15 protein-coding genes are annotated in these 15,900 nt (G+C 70.5%); 12 read left to right on the forward strand and 3 right to left on the reverse strand.

The genetic code is table 11. From position 1 onward, the window contains the following. Positions 1 to 91 precede the first annotated feature (91 nt). Together serC and OWR29_RS05610 are read right to left on the reverse strand one after the other, a co-directional pair. Positions 92 to 1,207, reverse strand: coding sequence for a phosphoserine transaminase (gene serC / locus OWR29_RS05605; RefSeq protein ID WP_267561414.1), 1,116 nt, complete (start codon positions 1,205 to 1,207; stop codon positions 92 to 94). Beyond that, positions 1,204 to 2,316, reverse strand: a complete 1,113-nt coding sequence (locus OWR29_RS05610) for a citrate synthase 2 (protein ID WP_267561415.1) — start codon at positions 2,314 to 2,316, stop codon at positions 1,204 to 1,206. Before OWR29_RS05610 ends, serC begins: the two co-directional genes overlap by 4 nt. A 210-nt stretch (positions 2,317 to 2,526) precedes the next feature. Here OWR29_RS05610 and pdxH point away from each other — a divergent pair, with 210 nt between their 5' ends. Genes pdxH through OWR29_RS05645 form a run of 7 tightly spaced genes read left to right on the forward strand, consistent with a single transcriptional unit; the run spans position 2,527 to position 8,348 of the window. Next, a complete protein-coding gene (pdxH, locus tag OWR29_RS05615; protein WP_438872559.1) occupies positions 2,527 to 3,153 on the forward strand; it encodes a pyridoxamine 5'-phosphate oxidase in 627 nt (208 codons plus the stop codon). After that, the gene (locus OWR29_RS05620) at positions 3,150 to 4,460 is read left to right on the forward strand and encodes an MFS transporter (RefSeq protein WP_267561417.1); all 1,311 of its coding nucleotides are present in this window, start codon (positions 3,150 to 3,152) and stop codon (positions 4,458 to 4,460) included. The genes pdxH and OWR29_RS05620 overlap by 4 nt, the downstream gene beginning before the upstream one ends. A 10-nt stretch (positions 4,461 to 4,470) precedes the next feature. Then, complete coding sequence (locus OWR29_RS05625) at positions 4,471 to 5,391, forward strand: aldose 1-epimerase family protein (protein ID WP_267561418.1); 921 nt, start codon at positions 4,471 to 4,473, stop codon at positions 5,389 to 5,391. Beyond that, positions 5,391 to 6,023: a nitroreductase family protein gene (locus tag OWR29_RS05630; RefSeq protein ID WP_267561419.1), complete on the forward strand. Its 633-nt coding sequence runs from the start codon at positions 5,391 to 5,393 to the stop codon at positions 6,021 to 6,023. Before OWR29_RS05625 ends, OWR29_RS05630 begins: the two co-directional genes overlap by 1 nt. 43 nt (positions 6,024 to 6,066) lie before the next feature. After that, positions 6,067 to 6,360: a type II toxin-antitoxin system VapB family antitoxin gene (locus tag OWR29_RS05635; RefSeq protein ID WP_202993985.1), complete on the forward strand. Its 294-nt coding sequence runs from the start codon at positions 6,067 to 6,069 to the stop codon at positions 6,358 to 6,360. After that, positions 6,360 to 7,526: an acyl-CoA dehydrogenase family protein gene (locus tag OWR29_RS05640; protein WP_267561420.1), complete on the forward strand. Its 1,167-nt coding sequence runs from the start codon at positions 6,360 to 6,362 to the stop codon at positions 7,524 to 7,526. Before OWR29_RS05635 ends, OWR29_RS05640 begins: the two co-directional genes overlap by 1 nt. Before the next feature lie 42 nt (positions 7,527 to 7,568). Continuing rightward, on the forward strand, positions 7,569 to 8,348 hold the full coding sequence (locus OWR29_RS05645) for a DUF4230 domain-containing protein (protein WP_267561421.1): 780 nt from the start codon (positions 7,569 to 7,571) through the stop codon (positions 8,346 to 8,348). 61 nt (positions 8,349 to 8,409) lie between these two features. Here OWR29_RS05645 and OWR29_RS05650 read toward each other — a convergent pair whose 3' ends face one another. Then, positions 8,410 to 8,598, reverse strand: a complete 189-nt coding sequence (locus tag OWR29_RS05650; protein WP_267561422.1) for a PspC domain-containing protein — start codon at positions 8,596 to 8,598, stop codon at positions 8,410 to 8,412. 286 nt (positions 8,599 to 8,884) lie between these two features. Here OWR29_RS05650 and OWR29_RS05655 point away from each other — a divergent pair, with 286 nt between their 5' ends. The 5 genes from OWR29_RS05655 (at position 8,885) to OWR29_RS05675 (ending at position 15,889) form a co-directional block, all read left to right on the forward strand. Further along, positions 8,885 to 10,735, forward strand: coding sequence for a DUF5941 domain-containing protein (locus tag OWR29_RS05655; RefSeq protein ID WP_267561423.1), 1,851 nt, complete (start codon positions 8,885 to 8,887; stop codon positions 10,733 to 10,735). After that, positions 10,732 to 12,882, forward strand: coding sequence for a bifunctional glycosyltransferase/CDP-glycerol:glycerophosphate glycerophosphotransferase (locus OWR29_RS05660; protein ID WP_267561425.1), 2,151 nt, complete (start codon positions 10,732 to 10,734; stop codon positions 12,880 to 12,882). Before OWR29_RS05655 ends, OWR29_RS05660 begins: the two co-directional genes overlap by 4 nt. Positions 12,883 to 13,015: 133 nt before the next feature. Next, positions 13,016 to 14,320: an ABC transporter ATP-binding protein gene (locus OWR29_RS05665; RefSeq protein ID WP_267561426.1), complete on the forward strand. Its 1,305-nt coding sequence runs from the start codon at positions 13,016 to 13,018 to the stop codon at positions 14,318 to 14,320. A gap of 103 nt (positions 14,321 to 14,423) precedes the next feature. Next, complete coding sequence (locus OWR29_RS05670; RefSeq protein WP_267561427.1) at positions 14,424 to 15,326, forward strand: hypothetical protein; 903 nt, start codon at positions 14,424 to 14,426, stop codon at positions 15,324 to 15,326. 68 nt (positions 15,327 to 15,394) lie between these two features. Next, the gene (locus OWR29_RS05675; protein WP_267561428.1) at positions 15,395 to 15,889 is read left to right on the forward strand and encodes an ATP-binding protein; all 495 of its coding nucleotides are present in this window, start codon (positions 15,395 to 15,397) and stop codon (positions 15,887 to 15,889) included. Positions 15,890 to 15,900: the final 11 nt, after the last annotated feature.

The raw sequence follows: 15,900 nt of genomic DNA on the forward strand, positions 1-15,900 counted from the left end.
AACACGGTACGCGCCTTGGTCACCTAATGGTGGTATGCCACGCCGTCAAAGTGGCTGAGCTGCGATGATCATGAAAATTTACCGGTGCCACTCAGAGCCGTTCGGCCACGTAATCGACGCAGGCGGTCAGGGCGGCCACGTCGGACGGCTCGACGGTGGGATAGAGCGCGACCCGCAGCTGGTTGCGGCCGAGCTTGCGGTACGGCTCGGTGTCGACGATGTCGTTGGCCCGCAGCACTTTGGCGATCGCCGCCGCGTCGACCCCCTCGAAGTCGATCGTGGCCACCGCGGCCGAGCGCAGCACGGGATCGGTGACGAACGGCGTCGCGTACGAGGATTTCTCGGCCCACCCGTAGATGACGGCCGCGCTCTCGGCGCTGCGCTTGACCGCCCACGAAAGACCGCCCTGCGCGTTCATCCAATCGAGTTGCTCGGCGGCGAGGAACACTGTGGCCAGCGCCGGGGTGTTGTACGTCTGCTCGAGGCGGGACTGCTCGATCGCCGTGACCAGGTCGAGGAACTGCGGGATGTAGCGGCCGCTCGCCTTGATCTCGAAGGCCCGCTCGATCGCGGCCGGCGACATGAGGGCCATCCAGAGGCCGCCGTCGGAGCCGAGCGCCTTCTGCGGGGCCAGGTAGTAGACGTCCGTCTCGCGCAGGTCGACGTCGAGGCTGCCGCCGCCGGAGGTGGCGTCGGTGAGCAGCAGGGCGCCCTGGTCGGCGCCCTCGACCCGCCGGACCGGGACGGCCACGCCGGTCGACGTCTCGTTGTGGACCGAGGCGTACACGTCGATGCCGGCCTCGGCCTCGAGGAAGGCGGCCTGGCCACCGGGCGCCCGGTGCACCGTCGGCTCGGCCAGGAACGGCGCGTCCTTCACGGCCTTGGCGAACTTGGCCCCGAACTCGCCGAACTCGGCGAACTGGGCCCGGTCGCGCACCAGGCCGAACGTCGCGACCTCCCAGAACGCGCTGGTGCCGCCGTTGGCCAGCACGACCTCGTAGCCCTCGGGCATGGCGAAGAACTCGGCCAGGCCGCGCCGCAGCCGGGCCACCTGGTCTTTCACCGTGCGCTGGCGGTGCGACGTGCCCAGGAAGGTGCGGGACACCGCGGACAACGACTCGACGCCCTCGGGGCGCACCTTGCTCGGGCCGGAGCCGAAGCGTCCGTCGACGGGCTTGATCGAGTCAGGAATCCTGATGTCAGTCACGAGGGCATGCTATGCGAAAGGGCCTCCCAGCCCTCGACCTGTTGCGGCTTGCGGGGGGCTGGTCCCACGTAGCGGACACGGGGGTAGACGTTGCGGCCCAGACGCTTCTGCTCGAGCACGTGCGCGCTCCAGCCGGCCACCCGGGCGCAGGTGAACATCGAGCTGAACATATGGCCCGGCACCTCGGCGAAGTCGAGCACCACGGCCGACCAGAACTCGACGTTCGTCGGCAGCGGCCGGTCGGGCTTGCGTTCGGCCAGTTCGGCCAGGGCGGCCTGCTCGAGCGCGGCCGCCACGTCGTAGCGCGGGGCGCCGAGCTCGCGGGCGGCGCGCTTGAGCACACGGGCTCGCGGGTCTTCGGCGCGGTAGAGGCGGTGCCCGAAACCCATCAGGCGCTCGCCGCGGTCGAGGACTTCTTTCACGTACGCCCGGGCGTCGCCGCTTCGTTCGACGTCCTCGAGCATGGTGAGCACCCGGGACGGCGCGCCGCCGTCGAGCGGGCCGGACAGGGCGCCGATGCCGGACGAGATGCAGGCGGCCACGTCGGCGCCGGTCGAGGCGACCACGCGGGTGGTCAGCGTGGAGGCGCTCATGCCGTGCTCGGCGGCCGAGATGAAGTAGGCGTCGACCGCCTTGACGTGCCGCGGGTCGGGTTCGCCGCGCCAGCGCCGCATGAACCGCTCGACGATCGTGCCGGCCTTGTCGATGTCTTTCTGCGGCACGGCCGGCAGGCCCAGCCCACGGGCGGCCTGGGCCACGAACGAGAGCGCGGTCACCGACACCCGGGCCAGGTCGCGCCGGGCCTGCTCGTCGCTGATGTCGAGCAGCTGGCTGAGCCCCCAGTAGGGCGCGAGCATGGCCACCGCCGACTGCACGTCGACCCGGATGTCGCCCGAGTGCACCGGCACCGGGAACGGTTCCGCCGGTGGCAGCCCTGGCCCGAACCGCCCGTCGACGAGCAGTCCCCAGACGTCGCCGAAGGAGACCTGACCGATCAGGTCCTCGATGTCGACGCCGCGGTACCGCAGCACGCCATCGGCCTCGTCGGGCTCGGCGATCTCGGTCTCGAAGGCGACCACGTCCTCGAGCCCGGGCTTGAAGTCGGTCACGACCCTCCCTGGGACAGAATGTTGTAGGTGTTTCATCTTGCTCGCCGGGTAACGGCGGGTCGACCCACCGGGATGTGCTCTCCGCGACACCCATCCTCACCGACCTGACGTGGGGCCCGGAGCGACTTAGGGTCGTTTGCAGTGCTAACGATCGGCCGGACACCTGACGCGGGAGCTTTCGTGACCCTGGAACCACCCTCGCCCGCGAGCATGCGGCGCGACTACACCGCACGCGGGGCGCTCCTCGAGACCGACCTGGCGGCCGACTGGCGTACCCAGTTCGAGGCCTGGTTCACCGACGCCGCCGGGTTCGGGCTGCCCGAGCCGAACGCGATGATCGTGTCGACCGCGACGCCGGAGGGCCGGCCCAGCGCCCGTACGGTGCTGCTCAAGGAATACGACGAGCGCGGTTTCGTCTTCTTCACCAACTACGGCTCGCGCAAGGGTGGCGAGCTGGGCGCCAACCCGTACGCGAGCCTGGTCTTCCCCTGGTTCCCGATGCAGCGCCAGGTGCTGGTGACCGGGGCCGTCGAGCGGGTGAGCCGGGCCGAGACCGAGGCCTACTTCGCCACCCGGCCGCGCGGCTCGCAGCTGGGCGCGTGGGCCAGCCCGCAGTCGTCGGTGGTGCCGGGCCGGGAAAGCGTCGACGCCGCGTACGCCGAGGCCGAGCAGCGGTTCGCCGACGGGCCGGTGCCACCGCCCGAGCACTGGGGCGGGTTCCTGGTCGTGCCCGAGACGGTCGAGTTCTGGCAGGGACGCAGCAGCCGCCTGCACGACCGGTTGCGATTCCGGCGTACGGAAAACGGGGTCTGGATCGTCGAACGGCTCGCTCCGTGAGCCAGGATTCGGTCGAGGCCACGGAAAAGGTGGTCGAACGCAAGTCCTGGGTGATCGACATCCGGCCGTTGAAGGTCACCGCGTACCGCCGGATGTGGGTCGGCAACGGGCTCTCGTTCTTCGGCTTCCAGTTCACCTCGGTGGCCGTGCCGGTCGAGATGTACGCGATCACGAACTCCTCGGCCTGGGTCGGCCTGCTCGGCATCGCCGGCCTGATCCCGCTGCTGATCTTCGGGCTGTGGGGCGGCGCCGCGGCCGACGTGGTCGACCGGCGCAAGCTGCTGCTGGCCAGCTCGATGCTGGCCTGGATCGCCACCGTCGGCCTGCTGGTGCAGGCATTGTTCAGCGTGAACAGCGGATGGCTGCTGCTGGCGCTCACGGCGGTGCAGTCGGCCGGCTTCGCGATCAGCTCGCCCACCCGGCAGGCGATCATCCCGCGGATCGTGTCGCCCGGCCTGGTGCCCGCGGCCAACACGCTGGCCTACACGACCACCACGGCCGGCGGGGTGCTCGGACCGCTGGCGGCCGGCCTGATCTTCGCTGTCTCGGGCACGGGCACCGGTGTGACGGTCGCCTACGCCGTGGACGCGCTGCTGTTCACCGTCTCGTTCTGGGCCACCTGGAAGCTGCCGCCCATCCCGCCCGTCGAGCACGAGCCGGGCGAGGAGAAGCCCACCGCCGGCCTGCGCGGCATCCTGGTCGGCCTGCGCTTCCTGGTCACCCAGCCGGTGCTGCTGCTCTCGTTCGCGGTCGACATCGTGGCCATGGTCTTCGCCATGCCGCGGGCGCTGTTCCCCGAGGTGGCGGCCGACCGGTTCGGCGGCGAGGGCGCGGTCGGCTGGTTGTTCGCCGCGATCGCCATCGGCTCGGTGCTGGGCGGCCTGACCTCGGGCTGGATCGGCCGGGTGAAACGGCAGGGCGTGGCTCTGGTGATCGCCGTGGTGGGCTGGGGCGTGGCCATCGGGTTCTCCGGCCTGGCCCACAGTCTGTGGCTGATGGTGTTGCTGCTCGCCGTGGGCGGAGCGGCCGACCTGGTGAGCGCGGTCTACCGGCAGTCGATCCTGCAGGTGTACGCGCCCGACCGGCTGCGCGGCCGCCTGCAGGGCGTCTTCACGGTCGTGGTCGCGGGCGGGCCGCGGCTGGGCGACCTGCGCGCGGGCGCCACCGCCGACTTCACGTCGACCACCGCCTCGTGGGCCGGCGGCGGCTTCGCGGCGGCCGGCCTGGCCGTCGTGCTCGCCGTCGCCTTCCCGGCCCTGGTCAAGTACCGGCCACCGGCCGCCACCGGCGACGACGCGAACCGATAATGTCCAAGCCATGACGAGTGTCGTTGCCGCGAAGTCCGGCACCCAGTGGTCCATCGAGGCGGACGGGCAGAGCGCCGTCGTCGTGGAGGTCGGCGGCACGCTCCGCGGCTACTCCGCCGGCGGCGTGCCAGTGCTCGACGGCTTCGAGGCGGACGAGCTCTCCCCGGCGTCGGCCGGCCAGATCCTGGCCCCGTGGCCCAATCGCATCCGCGACGGGCAGTACACCTTCGAGGAGCAGAAGTACCAGCTGGCGCTGACCGAGCCGGCCCGGCACAACGCCATCCACGGCCTGGTCAACTGGAGCCGCTGGACGCTGGTCGAGCAGAGCGCGTCGGCCCTGACCCTCGAGTACGAGCTGCCGGCCCAGATCGGCTACCCGTGGTGGCTGACCCTGCGGACGACCTGGTCGATCTCGGCCGACGGTCTGCGCTGCGACCAAGAGGTCGTGAACAACTCGTCGTCCAACGCCCCCTGGGGCTACTCGGTGCACCCGTACGTGCAGCTGCCGGGCGTGAGCGTCGACGACACGCTCCTGCACGTGCCGGGCCGCACGCGCGTCGTGGCCGACGGCCGGCTGCTGCCGATCGGGGCCAACCCGGTGCCCGGCACCGAGTACGACTTCAGCGAGCCCCGCAAGATCGGCGACCTGGTCCTCGACACCACCTTCGGCGACATCAGCCACGACGCCGACGGCATCACCGAGGTGACCATCGCCGACCCGCACTCCGACCGCAAGGTCGTGGTCTGGGCCGACGACAAGTTCAAGTACTGGCAGGTCTTCTCGGGCGACACGCTGCACGGCGAGCGGTTCCGCCGCTCGGTCGCCATCGAGCCGATGACCTGCCCGCCGGACGCCTTCCGCACCGGCCGCGACCTGATCGTGCTGGCGCCGGGCGAGCGCTGGACCACCTCGTGGGGGATCAAGGGCTGATGGAATTCGACGAGGTGGTCCGCCGGCGGCGGATGATCCGCAGCTACGACCCCGACCGCCCGGTCCCGGCCGAGCTGCTCGACAAGGTCGTCCGGCACGGCCTGCGGGCCCCCAGCGCCGGCTTCTCGCAGGGCTGGGGCTTCCTCGTGCTGACCGAGCAGAAGGATCGCGACCTCTACTGGGAGTCGACGACCGAGGGCGACCTGGGCGACGCCAAGACCGACGAGGCGTGGAAGGGCGACTGGCTCACCCGCATGCGGACCGCCCCGGCGATCATCGTCTGCCTGTCCAACAAGTCGGCCTATCTGGAGCGGTACGCCCAGCCCGACAAGGGGTGGACCGATCGCAGCGAGTCGCACTGGCCGGTGCCGTACTGGGACATCGACACCGGCTTCGCCGCGCTGCTCATGCACCTGAGCGCGGTCAACGAGGAGCTGGGGTCGTGCTTCTTCGGCATCCCGGTGCCCACGGTCCAGAAGTTCAAGGACGCCTTCGGGGTGCCGGCCGAATACACGCCGATCGGCACCCTGACCGTTGGCTATCGGGCACCGGACAAGAGGTCTCCGTCACTCAAGCGCGGACACAAGCCGGTGGACGATGTGGTGCATCATGGCCGATGGACCGCGGGCTAGGCTGGTCGAGCATTCGCACAAGCTTCGGAGAGGGGGATCGGCCGTGATCTTCAAGGCGGTCCGGGACGGCGCTCCCTATCCCGACCATCACACCACCCTCAAGGCGTGGGCCGAGATCCCGCCGCGGCCGATCCGGCTGGCCGACCTGATCACCACGAAACGCGAGCTCGCGCTGGACAAGCTGCTGGCCGAGGATTCGACCTTCTACGGCGACCTCTTCCCGCACGTCGTCGAATACCAGGGCCACCTCTACCTCGAGGACGGTCTGCACCGCGCCTTGCGGGCGGCCCTGCAGCAGCGCAACCAGATCCACGCGCGAGTGCTGGTCGTCGACTGATGGTCGCGCCCCTCGATCTGCTGGATCTCGACACGCTGCTCGGCGACGAGGAGCGTGACATCCGGGCCGTCGTGCGCCGGGTGGCCGACGACAAGGTCCGCCCCCACGTGGCCGGCTGGTACGAGGCGGGCAGCGTTCCGGTGCGTGAGCTGGCCCGCGAGTTCGGCAAGCTGGGCTTGCTGGGCATGCACCTCACGGGCTACGGCTGCGCCGGTGCGTCCGCGGTCTCGTACGGCCTGGCCTGCATGGAGCTCGAGGCGGCCGACTCCGGCATCCGCTCCCTGGTCAGCGTGCAGGGCTCACTGGCCATGTACGCGATCTGGAAATACGGGTCGGAGGAGCAGAAGCAGCGCTGGCTGCCCGGCATGGCGGCGGGCGAGCTGATCGGCTGCTTCGGCCTGACCGAGCCCGACCACGGCTCCGACCCGGCCAACATGAGCACCTGGGCCCGCCGCGACGGCGACGACTGGGTGCTCGACGGCGGCAAGATGTGGATCACGAACGCGCCGGTGGCCGACGTCGCCGTGATCTGGGCCCGGGGCGAAGAGGGCGTGTTCGGCTTCGCGGTGCCGACCGACACCCCCGGCTTCGCCGCGCGCGAGATCAAGAACAAGATGTCGCTGCGCGCGTCCAGCACGGGTGAGATCACTCTGGACGGCGTACGCCTGCCCGAGAGCGCGCGGCTGCCCGAGGCGCGCGGCCTCAAGGCGCCGCTGTCGTGCCTGACCGAGGCCCGCTTCGGCATCATCTGGGGCTCGATGGGCGCGGCGCGCGACTGCCTGCGGGTGGCGCTCGACTACGCGACCACGCGCGAGCAGTTCGGCCGGCCCATCGGCGGCTTCCAGCTCACCCAGGCCAAGCTGGCCGACATGTCGCTCGAGCTGCAGAAGGGCTTTCTGCTCGCGCTGCATCTGGGCCGGCTGCGCGACTCGGCCGGGGCGCTGCGGCCGGAACAGGTGAGCGTGGGCAAGCTCAACAACGTGCGTGAGGCGATCGCCATCGCCCGGACGTGCCGCACCATCCTCGGCGGGAACGGGATCAGTGGGGAATATCCCGTCATGCGCCATGCGAACAATTTGGAGAGCGTCCTCACGTACGAGGGAACTTCTGAGATCCATCAGCTGGTGATCGGCCAGAAATTGACCGGATTGAACGCTTTCGCCTGAGGGTTCGCTGCAAATGTCGCACCCCCCTCGTACCGTGAAAGCATGGCCAAGTCACCGGAAGATGTCACCACCGATGTCTCCGCGCACGGGGGTGTCAGCGAGCCCACGAGCGAATATCCGGCCGTGCCGCCTTCAGCCGAGCCACCTTCGGCCGAGCCGGCTCAGCCCCCCTCGAAGATCAGCGGCTTCGCCCGCCTGCTGATCTTCACGTTCTTCGTCTTCGCGCTCATGGTCGCGGCCTGCCTGGGCCTGCGCGCGGTCAACATCCTGCCGGGCTTCGACAACCCGTTCTCCGACAAGACGACCGACCGCAGCCAGCCCGTGCTGCTGCAGTCGATGCGCGACCTCAGCCGCTACGTCGCGGCCGACGGAACGTTCCAGGTCATCGTCGACCTGCAGGAGAACAAAGAAAACATCCCCGACTTCCTGGTCAACCGCCGCACGCTGTTCGTCGGCTCCGGCACCGTCGAGGAGTATGTCGAGTTCGGCTCGCTCTCCGAGAAGGCGCTGCAGGTCGACGAGGACAAGAACACGGTGACCATCACCCTGCCGCCGCCGCAGCAGGGCACGGCCAATCTAGACCTGCAGAAGAGCTACGTCGTGGCCGAGGAGCGAGGCCTGCTCAACCGCTTCGGCGACGCCTTCCGCAGTGACCCCGGCAAGCAGCAGCAGGTGTACGCGCTGGCTCAGCAGCGCATCACCGAGGCGGCCCGGGCCAGCGGCCTCGACGAGCGGGCCCGGAAGAACACCGAGAGCATGCTGGAAAGCCTGTTCACGCGCCTGGGCTACCAGACCGTGACGGTGACCTTCGGCAGTCCGTGACGAGGCGGACCGGGCGCCGCTGATCCGGGGGCGGGGGCGGCGGCGCCCGGTGGTCTGGGGGTTACTCGTTGGGCAGCAGGGCCCAGAGGATGAAGTAGATCAGCACCTGCGGGCCGGGCAGCAGGATCGAGACCACGAAGATCAGCCGCATGACGCCCGGCGACACGCCGAAGCGGCGGGCCAGACCGGCGCAGACACCGGCGACCCAGCGGTCGTCCCGGGGGCGAGCGAGACGGCGAGTCACAGTCACTTCACTCCTTATCCAAGGTTCCGGCTGTTCCGCCGGTTCCTGTTCAACGGTATGGGCGCGGTGACCGTCCGCCCTCGGTCCCCAGGTGGAGAAGGGCGACCCGGCTCCCGTAAGGGTGACCCGTACCCTCGCGCTATCCGCTGTTAACCTGGGTGCCGATTTCCGGCTTCTCGGGCGCTCCCGCGTGCCGCAGGTCGAGCGACGGCGTCCCGGATCTTTCCTCGAAGTGCACGCCGCAGCCCCGTCTCTTCGCTGCCCACCCTTGGAGGCGCACGGTGACTTCCCGGTGACGCTAGCCGTCCTGACCAGTGCCGGTCCCGGTCTCGATCCCGCCGAGTCGGCCCAGCTGGCCGACGAGCTCACCGCCGCTCTGCGCGCGGCCGGCGCGAGCGCGGTCGAAACCGGGCAGTCGGCTCTGCCCGAGGTGGTGAAGCGGGCGCAGCAGTCGCACGAGGGCGTGTTGATCTGCGCGGGCAATCTGGTCGCGCATCCCGCTCTGCTATGGATGCTGGCCACCGAGCCGGCCGGCCGCACCACCGCCCTGGTGGTGCCCGACCCGACCGGCGACCTGCGCGACGACCGCGGCAAGATCCTCCCGGCCACCGACGGGCCGGGGACGGTGCGCTACGGCGGGGCGATCTGGGTCGCCCCGGCCGACCTGACCGTGCTGGCCAAGGTGGCCGACCGCCCCGACCTGCTGCCCGCGTTGCTCGAGGCCGGCCTGGTGCCGGTGGCCACGCCGCTGCGCCTGCTGCGGGCCGAGCTGGTGCACGACCACGCCGAGCTGAGCCGGACGCGGGCCGAGGTCGCCGCCGTCGACGAGGACAAGGCCCGCCTGCGGATGGCGGTCAAAGAGAAGGACGACTTCTTCACGACGTACGCGGTCAGCACCTGGTCCCCGTACGTCACCAAGGCCGCCGCCCGCCTGCGCCTGACCCCCAGCGGGGTCACGTTCATCTCGGTCCTGTTCGCCGTGGCCGCCGCACTCGCCTTCTGGCAGGCCTCGCGGCCGGCCCTGATCGCCGGTGGCATCCTGCTCTACCTGGGCTTCGTGCTCGACTGCGTCGACGGTCAACTGGCCCGTTACACGCGGCGGTTCGGGGCGTTCGGCGGCTGGCTCGACACGATGGCCGACCGGGCCAAGGAGTACGCGGCGTACGCCGGGCTGGCCGCGGGCGCCGAGCGGGTCGGCATCCCGTACGCGTGGCCGCTGGCCATCACGGCGATCGTGCTGCAGACCGTGCGGCACATGACCGACGCCTGGTACGGCGCGCTGCACGACGAGGCCGCGGCCCACCCGCGCCCGCAGGCGGCCGGCGGCGTCGGGGCCCGGCTGAGCGCGGCCTCGACCCGGGTGCAGGGCGACACCGGCTCGGTCGCGTACTGGCTCAAGCGGATCGTCGTCTTCCCGATCGGCGAGCGCTGGGCGCTGCTGTCGGTGCTGGCCATCTTCACGAACGGGCGGATCGCGCTGGCCGGCATGGTCGTCTGCGGGCTCTTCGCCTTCGCGTACACGCTGGGCCTGCGCTCTCTGCGAGCGTTGAGCATGCGGATCGGCGTGCTCGACAAAGTGGACACGGCCCGGTTCCGCGACGACGGTTTTCTGGTCCGGAAGATCGTCGGACGGGCCAAAGTGCCGGTCCCCCTGGCCTTTGCTGCGCTCGCCGCTATAGCGGCCCTGGCCCTGGTCGTGGCTCTGCTCGCCGGCTGGCTCGAGCCGCCCGCCAAGGTCGCCCTGGTTGTGGTGGCCCTGCTGGTGCTCGGGGCCGGTCTGCCCGCCCGGGCCCGGCACGGCGGCCCGCTCGACTGGCTGATCCCGGCCGCCCTGCGTGCCGCCGAATACCTCTTCGTGGTGGCCGTCGGGGTCTCCGGCTCGGTGCCGACGCCCGTCGTCTACCTGCTCGTCTTCATGCTGACGCTGCACCACTACGACCTGGTCGCCCGGATGGAGAAGGGCACCCCGGCCGGCCGGGCCACGGGTGACCCGTTCGGCTGGGACGGCCGGGTCGTGCTACTGACCGCCGCCGCCCTGGCCGGGATCCCGACCGCGGGCATGGTGGTGGTGGCCGTGCTGGTCGGCGGCATGTTCCTCGTCAACACGATCGCCGACTGGCGGACAGGTGGCTCCCGCCCGTGACCTTCCTGAGCATCGTCCTGCCCGTCTACAAGGTGCAGGGCTATCTGCGGCAGTGCCTCGACTCGGTGCTGAGCCAGTCGTTCACCGACTTCGAGGTGGTCGCGGTCGACGACCGGTCGCCCGACTACAGCGGCGCCATCCTGGCCGAGTACGCCGCGCGCGACCCCCGCGTACGCGTGGTGACCGCCCCCGAGAACGTGGGCCTGGGCCGCGCCCGCAACCTGGGCCTCGAACACGCCACCGGCGAGTACGTCTGGTTCGTCGACTCCGACGACTGGCTCTCCGAGGGCACGCTGAACGCGGCCGCCGAGCGCCTGCGGGAGACCGACGCCGACCTGCTGATCGTCGGCTGGGACAGGGTGCACTGGGACGGCCGGGTGCAGGCCGGCACGGCTCGCAAGTCGCTGGCCGCGGCGCCCGACGTCTTCTCGGTCGAGCAGTGGCCCCAGGTGCTCAACATCCTGCACGTCGCCTGGAACAAGGTGGTGCGGCGCGAGTTCCTGCTGCGCCTCGGCTTCGTGTTCGAGGCCGGCTGGTACGAGGACGTGTCGTTCTCGTTCCCGGTGATGCTGGCCGCCCCGCGGATCAGCACCCTGCCCCGCACGTGCGTGCACTACCGGCAGCGGCGCACCGGCGCGATCACCCGGACCGTCGGCGACCGGCACTTCGAGGTCTTCGACCACTGGGAGCACGCGCAGGCCCTGGCCACCAAGTACGCCTCGCCCACCGACGAGGTGCGCGGCCTGCTCTTCCGGCGGATGATCTGGCACTTCCTGCGGGTGCTGCGGCACGACGCCCGGGTGCCGCGCGAGTCGCGGGCCCGGTTCTTCGGGCGAATGTCCGAAATGTACAAGACGTACCTGCCGCCGGCCGGCTACCCGGTTCCCGCGCGGGCCGAGGGCGTGCGCTACCGCATGGTGGCCCGCGGCTCCTACCGGTCGATGCGGCTGTTCGACTTCACTATCGCTCAGGCGCGGCGGGGCAAGCGGGTGCTGCGGCGGACCGCCGGATGGGTCAAGCGGCGCGCCCGGCAGGCCGCGGGGCAGGTCTACTACCGGGTGCAGCGGCGGCTGCCGGTCGACCAGTCGCTTGCGCTGTATGGCGCGTACTGGTTCCGCGGGGTCACCTGCAACCCGGCTGCGATCGCCGCCAAGGCGGCCGAGCTGGCGCCGCACCTGCGGCCGGTGTGGGTGGTCGCCGAGCCGTACGCGAAATCCATGCCGCCCGGCGTCGAGCACGTGGTCGCCGGCACCCTGCCCTACTACCGCGCGATCGCCCGGGCCCGCTACCTGGTCAACAACGTCAACTGGCCCAACCGCCTGGTCAAGCGCCGCGGCACCACGCACGTGATGACCCACCACGGCACCCCGCTGAAGAAGATGGGCGCCGATCAGGCCGACCACCCGGCCGGTGTGAAGGATCCGGACTTCCAGGCCCAGATGCGCCGGGCCGACCGGTGGGACTTCAGCGTCACGGCCAACCCGTTCACCACGGTGGCGTGGGAGTCGGCCTATCCGAGCGCCCACGAGACGCTCGAGGTGGGTTATCCGCGCAACGACCGGCTGGCCGCCGCGACGGCCGCCGACAGCGCCGCCGCCCGGGAAAGACTCGGCATCCCGGCCGACCGGCGGGTGGTGCTCTACATGCCCACGCACCGCGAGTGGCTGCCGCCCGGGCGCCGGGTTCTCGACACCGAGCGGTTCGCCGAAGAGCTCGGGCCGGACACGACCCTGCTGGTCCGCGAGCACTACTTCACCACGCCGGCCGAGCCCGCGTCGGGCGCCGCGGTCGACGTCTCGGACCATCCGGTGGTTGAGGATCTCTACCTCGCGGCCGACGTTCTGCTGACCGACTACTCGTCGGCGATGTTCGATTTCGCCGTGCTCGACCGGCCGGTAGTTATTTTCGCGCCGGACTGGCCGGTCTACCGGGACGTCCGGGGCGTCTACTTCGATCTGCTCGCCGAGCCGCCGGGGGCGGTCACCACCGGGTATCCGGCCCTGATCGGCCTGTTCCACAGTGGGGCATATGCCGACGAATCGGCCGCCTCGGTGCGGTCGAAGTTCCGCAAGCGCTTCTGTTCGCTCGACGACGGGCATGCCGCCGAGCGTGTCGTCCGCCGGGTTTTCCTCGACAAAAAGCAGTAACTACGCCGTTACCCAGTGCAAATGGCACCTTTACCCGATGGTGTGACATCGATACTCCTCGTCAAATTAGGCCGATCGCCGGCCGTCGTGGGACCGGGATCACATTGATGTTGCCCGGCAGGGGAGGTAGGCGGTGTCGACCGTCTCGCTCAAGGACGTCACCAAGGTGTGGCCTGACGGCACGGTGGCCGTCAACCACGTCAGCCTGGACGTCGACGACGGTGAGTTCCTGGTTCTCCTCGGGCCGTCGGGCTGCGGAAAATCCACGATCCTCCGGATGATCGCCGGGCTCGAGGACCCGACCGAGGGCGACATCCTGCTCAACGGCGATCCGGTGCTCGAGCTGGCGCCGCGCGACCGCAGCATCGCCATGGTCTTCCAGGATTTCGCCCTCTACCCGCACATGACGGTGGGCGACAACATCGGCTTCCCGCTCAAGCTGTCCGGCGTCGAGCCCACGCCCCGGGTCGAGCGGGTCGGTGACGTGGCGTCCGCCCTGGGCATCGGGGACGTGCTGCGCCGCAAGCCGAGCCAGCTCTCCGGAGGCCAGCGGCAGCGGGTCGCGATGGGCCGCGCCATCGTGCGCCGGCCCGGCCTGTTCCTGATGGACGAGCCGCTGTCCAATCTGGACAGCGGCCTGCGGGCCGAGCTGCGGGCCGAGATCACCGGGCTGACCCGCGAGCTCGGCGTCACCACCATGTACGTCACCCACGACCAGGCCGAGGCGCTGACCATGGCCGACCGGGTGGCGATCATGCGCAAGGGCGTCCTGCAGGACATCGGCACGCCGACCGAGGTGTACGGGCGACCGGCCACCCTCTATGTGGCGGCCTTCCTCGGCGCCCCGCGGATGAACCTGCTCGAGGCGGCGGTCTACGTGCACCTCGAGCGCTACATCGAGCTCAACTTCGGCGAGCAGGCGCTCTACCTGCCCTGGAACGACATCCGGGCCCGGGCGGTGTCGCACTACCACGGCGAGCGGATCGTGGTCGGGATGCGGGCCGAGGCGCTTACTCCCGTCGCCCCCGACGTGCCGGGCGACGTGCTGCGGGGCCGGATCCGCTACCTGGAGCACCACGGGCACGAGTCGCTGGCGTTCCTCGACATCGGCGCCACCGCGATCGTGCTGGACGACCCCGGCGCGCGGGCCCGCGACGACGAGGTGCCGGCCGACAGCCCGCTCAAGCGGATCGGCGGGGCCCTGCAGCGGCTGGCCGGGCGCTCGAACGGCTCCTCCGACGGCGCTGCTCGCGAGTCAGGGCCCGAGAGCGTGCTCAACGACCCGGGCCGGCATCACCGCCGTCCGGCCGAATTGGGCGTACGGCTGGCGCCCTACCCGCCGGTGTCGGCCGGCCATCCGCTGTCGGTGGCCGTCCGCATGGACGCGCTTCACTTCTTCGACGAGCGCGGCGACCGCATCGACGTCGGCTGGCGCTGAAACTTCGACACTTCCCCTTCGTTGCACCCATGGCGTACCGTTCCGCCCACACGTCGGTGCGATGGCGTATCGACGATACGGACCCGACCTAGGGGGTAGGCACGTGGCGAACGCGTCCGGACTCTTGGTTATCGAGCGCATCCTGCGCGACAAACAGGGCATCTGGCAGCAGATCGTGGAGGACCGCGAGCTACCGCGGCTCGCCGGCCAGATGCTGGTCAGCTCGGTGGTGGCCCTCGCCGTCTACGGCGCGGTGCTCGGCTCTTTTCACAGCGTGCTGATGGCCCTGACCTCGGCGGTGAAGCTGCCGCTGCTGTTCATGGTCACGCTCGCCATCTGCCTGCCCACGCTCTACCTGTTCAACCTGGTCTTCGGGGCCCGGCTGTCGATCCGGCAGTCGCTCTCGCTGGTCATGGTGGCGCTGACCGTGACCGCCATGCTGGCCCTGGCGTTCGCCCCGATCAGCCTGTTCTTCCTGATCACGGCGCCCGACTACGCCTTCTTCAAGCTGCTCAACGTGGCCATCCTGGGCCTGTCAGCGCTGGTCGGGCTGCGCTTCCTGACCGGCGGCATGAAGGTGCTCAACGAGCACGGGCTGCTCGCCCCGAAGGTCGCCGAGCCCGCCGTTGCTGCCCCCGCTCCGGCCCCGGCCCCGGAGCCGGTCAAGGAGCTGGTGGCGGCCGAAGCCACGACGAACGGCGCGGCGCCGGCCGCGGGTCCGGCTCCGGTCCCGATGCCGGTTCAGCCGCCGACCGTGCAGATCCCGCCGCCCGGCTTCGCGCAGCAGCACCCGCGACAGCGTCCGCTTCAGCCGGCCGGGGCCTCGACTCCGCCCAGCATGAGCCTGCTCTACATCTGGATCCTGCTCTTCGGCTTCGTCGGCACTCAGCTGGCGTGGACGCTGCGGCCGTTCTTCGGCAGCCCGGACAAGGGCTTCAGCCTGTATCGGGACATCGACGGCAACTTCTACGCCGAGATCTTCCGGACGATCGCCGACCTGTTCTGATTTCCTTCGGGGGCTGATCATGGACGCGTGGTGCCACCACGGTGGCACACCGCGTAGGCTGCACCACGGTGGAGGACACAGTGAAGCAGGGTGTGCGGCCGGCTCCGGTGACGGAGGCGGTCCTCGCCGAGCCGTCGCCCAGGGCCGGTCGGCTGGCCGACCGGCGCTTCGGCCGCGACGACATCACCCTGGTGCGCCACGAGGTCTCGGCCCGGCTGCGCGAGGCCGGGCTCGACGGCGACCGGCTGCACGGCTTCATCCTGGCCGTCAACGAGGTCGTCACCAACGTCGTGCTGCACGCCGGCGGCAACGGCCGGCTGGCGCTCTGGGTGGCCGGCGGCTCGGCGTGGTGCTCGGTCACCGACTCCGGCCCCGGCATCCCGGCGCGGTTCCTGGCCACTCCCGAGATCCCCGAGGTTCCCGAGGCGTTCGAGGTGGGCGGCCGGGGCATCTGGCTCGCCTATCAGCTGTGCGACGAGGTGACCGTGGCGACCGGCCCGATCGGTACCACGATCGGGTTGCGGATCTTACTCGCCACGCCGGTCGACACGGGTCCGCAATAGCACTTTGAACA

This window comes from Paractinoplanes pyxinae (assembly GCF_026626335.1).
GTDB lineage: Bacteria > Actinomycetota > Actinomycetes > Mycobacteriales > Micromonosporaceae > Actinoplanes > Actinoplanes pyxinae.